We start from the raw sequence: 3,325 nt of genomic DNA on the forward strand, positions 1-3,325 counted from the left end.
ATGTGACAGGGGCGTGACGAGACCCAGGATGGGAAGGATTTTTCCCTCTCCGGGTCGCGCGGGCCTGTAACGCGGGGCTGTAAGAAGGGCGGTGTTACCGATCAGCGCGCGGATCCACCGGAGGGGTGGGGGACGGCTCCACCTCCGGGGCCCTGGCCGGGGGCTCACCCGGCGCCGCGTCGGGCGCTTCGACCGGGGACTTCACGGGCACCTCGCGTTGCGTCAAGGCGCGCAACACGCCCACGAGCACCAGCATCCCGACGAGCCCCAGGAGGGTGCGCCACACGATGAGCGGAACTCCAGGCTCGCTCACGGTGAACTTCGCGTGGACCGCCTTGGGCCTGGAGGTGAGGAAGCGGACGTCCAGGTCCCAGGCGCCGGGTTCCGGGGGAACGAACTCCGTGCTCCACCCCGCCGCGTCCCGCTTCAGGGCGCGCGTCACCTGACCGGGCACGCCGTCCTGGGAGAACGCGACGGTGACGCCTCCCTCGAAGGGGGGACCCTGGATGTTGCCCACCGACAGCGTCAGGCGCAGCGGCTCGCCGGGGTGGGGTTCGGCGGGGGTGATGACGCCCTGGAGCGTGTCCTCGGCGTCCTGCCAGGACAGCGCGAGCACTTCGTTGCGCCGCTCGACCTTGATCTGATCCGCCGCGGGGGCCGCGACGGCATGCAGGGTCAGCAGGCAGGTCGCGACGACCCACCCCAGGAAGGTGGACCTGCGGCTTTGCCTCATTGGCCGCAGTCCCTTAAGATGCTCTGCCCTGTCACCTTCCACCAAGCCCGCTCCCCCCGGGGAGTCCCCGGGATGAACCCTCAAGCCTTCGGGAAATACCAGCTCCTCAAGAAGCTCGCTACGGGCGGCATGGCCGAGGTCTGGCTTGCGCGTCAGTCCGGAATCGAGGGCTTCCAGAAGGACGTTGTCGTCAAGCGCATCCTCCCGCACCTGGCGGAGGACCGCGAGTTCGTGGAGATGTTCCGGAATGAGGCGCTGATCGCCGCGCGCTTCAACCACCCGAACATCGCGCAGGTGTACGAGTTCGGCGAGGCCAACGGGACCTATTACATCGCCATGGAGTTCATCCATGGCGAGGACCTGGGCCGGGTCATGCGCAAGGCCAGCGGCATGAACCAGTGGATCGCCCGGCCGCTGGCGGTGCGCATCGTCGCCTCCGCGTGCGAGGGCCTCTACTACGCGCACAGCCGCACGGACGACGCGGGCCGGCCGCTCAACGTGGTGCACCGCGACATCTCTCCGCAGAACATCCTGATCAGCTTCGATGGTTCGGTGAAGCTGGTGGACTTCGGCATCGCGAAGGCCGCGGATCAGGCGTCGATGACGAAGTCCGGCGCCATCAAGGGCAAGTTCGCGTACATGGCGCCCGAGCAGGCCGCCGGCAAGTACCTGGACGCCCGCGCGGACATCTTCGCCATCGGCCTGGTGCTGTACGAGATGCTCACCGGGCACCGGCCGCTCAAGAAGGACTCGGAGCTGGCCACGCTGCAGGCCGCCATGGAGTGCGCCATCCCCGCGCCGTCCGAGGTGGCCGACGTGCCCCGGGACATGGACCACGTGGTGATGCGCGCCCTGGCGAAGAGCGCGGATGACCGCTACAACACCGCGCAAGAGCTGCAGTCCGCCCTGGAGGAGCTGCTCGTCAACGAGCGCTGGGTGGTGGGCTCGGTGCAGATCTCCGAGCTGATGAAGACGCTCTTCTCGGACCGGCTGGCGGAGGAGCTGAAGCAGGGCCAGTTCGTGCCGGTGGGCGAGGACTCCAGCACGTCGCCGCCCCGGCCGCCCGCGGAGATGAGCTGGGAGGCCCCGCCGGGTGAGTCGTCCTCGCAGCGTGAGCGCGCGCGCGGCAACACCCGCGCCGGTCCCGCGCCCCGCCGCGCGACGGGCATGGCGCCCGCGGTCGTCCCGGAGGATCCGAACGAGTACGACGCGCCGTCGCTCACGGGCGTGGAGTCGCAGCCGCGCCGCCGCTCCAGCGTGTCGGAGCCGGCGGCCCGCCGCAGCAACACGTCCTCCAGCAACCCGGGCGTCACGCAGGTGGCGCGCACCAACTCGCGCTCGGACCTGCGAAGCCAGCCGATGGAGGACGTGCCCACGCCTCCGCCGCCCCGGCGCACGATGTCGCGCGTGGTGCCGGTGTCGGAGCCTCCTCCCTCGCGCTCGCGCTCCGGCGTGCAGCAGCGCATGGACGTGGAGGAGGACGACGAGCGCACCCGCCTGCCTCCGCCGGAGGATGATCCGGACACGGTGCCGGCGCCCGTGGTGCGCCGTCGCACGAACACCAGCCAGCAGTCCGCCGTGGAGCCGCCGCGCCGCCGCACTTCCAGTCGGGTGGATGCCCCGCGCCAGCGCCCCGCTCCGGTGGACGATGAGGACTCCGCTCCGCGGCGTCCTTCCCGCAACAGCGCCCTCGCGGTGCGGGATGACCGGGATGAGCGGGATGTGCCTGCGCGGCCCCGGGGCCAGGGCGTGCGCACGGTGGCCACGGTGGGCTTCATCGTGGGCCTGCTCGCGGTGCTGGTCCTCTTCCGGGAGCCCATCCTCGCGGCGGCGACCTCCAAGGCCGCGGACGCCCAGGGCGTGTGGCTCACGGTGAACACCAACCAGCCGGTGAAGGTGTCGGTGCGGCACACGGAGCGCTGTGGCAGCCAGGAGCCGGTGACGCTGCTGGGCACCGCCCCGCTCACGCGCGCGCAGGGCGCCCACCTGCAGGACACGCTCATCCTGGAGAACGAGACCCAGGGCATCTACCTGGAGGACTCGGAGGAGCTCGCGTTCGGTCAGCCCGGAGAGCTGAAGACCTTCGAGCGGACCTTCAAGGAAGGCACGCTGCGGCTGAAGATCACGCCCAAGACGCTGACCGGCCTGACCGTGTACCGGAACAACCAGTCGCTGGGCAGCGCCACCGCCACGCTGAAACTGATGGAAGGTGAGCAGCGCCTGGAGCTGCGCGGCGCCAAGCTCAAGGAACCCGTCTCCTTCGAGGCCAAAATCAAGCCCGGCGAGACGACAGACCTGCCGCTGGACGTAGGCTCCGCGCTCTAGTCCCTAGTAGCGGGGCAGGGAAGGGTCCACGGTGCGCGAGTACAGGTCGATGCCGCCGTGGAGCGACACGGCATCCAGCCCCAGGTCGCGCAGGTAGGCGGCGCCATCCAGGCTGCGCACCCCGTGGTGGCAGTAGACGACGACGGGGCGACCCCGAAGGGCCTCCAGGGCCTCGGTGTGCTCTTCCAGCTCCGGCAGGGGCATCAGCACCGAGTCCGGCAGGGCCACCCATTCGTGCTCGTGGACGAAGCGGACATCCACCAGGAC

General features: G+C 70.3%; 3 protein-coding genes. 1 reads left to right on the forward strand and 2 read right to left on the reverse strand.

The features are described 5' to 3' along the window. Nucleotides 1–94 precede the first annotated feature (94 nt). The gene (locus tag D7V88_RS39965; protein WP_120545752.1) at nucleotides 95–733 is read right to left on the reverse strand and encodes a hypothetical protein; all 639 of its coding nucleotides are present in this window, start codon (nucleotides 731–733) and stop codon (nucleotides 95–97) included. Nucleotides 734–805: 72 nt separating this feature from the next. Here D7V88_RS39965 and D7V88_RS39970 point away from each other — a divergent pair, with 72 nt between their 5' ends. Continuing rightward, on the forward strand, nucleotides 806–3,058 hold the full coding sequence (locus tag D7V88_RS39970; RefSeq protein ID WP_120545753.1) for a serine/threonine-protein kinase: 2,253 nt from the start codon (nucleotides 806–808) through the stop codon (nucleotides 3,056–3,058). Between the two features lie 3 nt (nucleotides 3,059–3,061). On the opposite strand, the gene D7V88_RS39975 is transcribed toward D7V88_RS39970, so the two are convergent. Beyond that, nucleotides 3,062–3,325 (reverse strand): rhodanese-like domain-containing protein (locus D7V88_RS39975; RefSeq protein WP_120545754.1); only part of this gene is annotated, 264 nt, incomplete at its 5' end.

Source organism: Corallococcus terminator (genome assembly GCF_003611635.1).
In the GTDB taxonomy this organism is placed as follows: Bacteria; Myxococcota; Myxococcia; order Myxococcales; family Myxococcaceae; genus Corallococcus; species Corallococcus terminator.

Excerpts from the sequence above, each read along its gene's own strand:
- D7V88_RS39970 (WP_120545753.1), top strand. The coding sequence starts at position 806 with ATGAACCCTCAAGCCTTCGGGAAATACCAGCTCCTCAAGAAGCTCGCT.
- D7V88_RS39965 (WP_120545752.1), bottom strand. The coding sequence starts at position 733 with ATGAGGCAAAGCCGCAGGTCCACCTTCCTGGGGTGGGTCGTCGCGACC.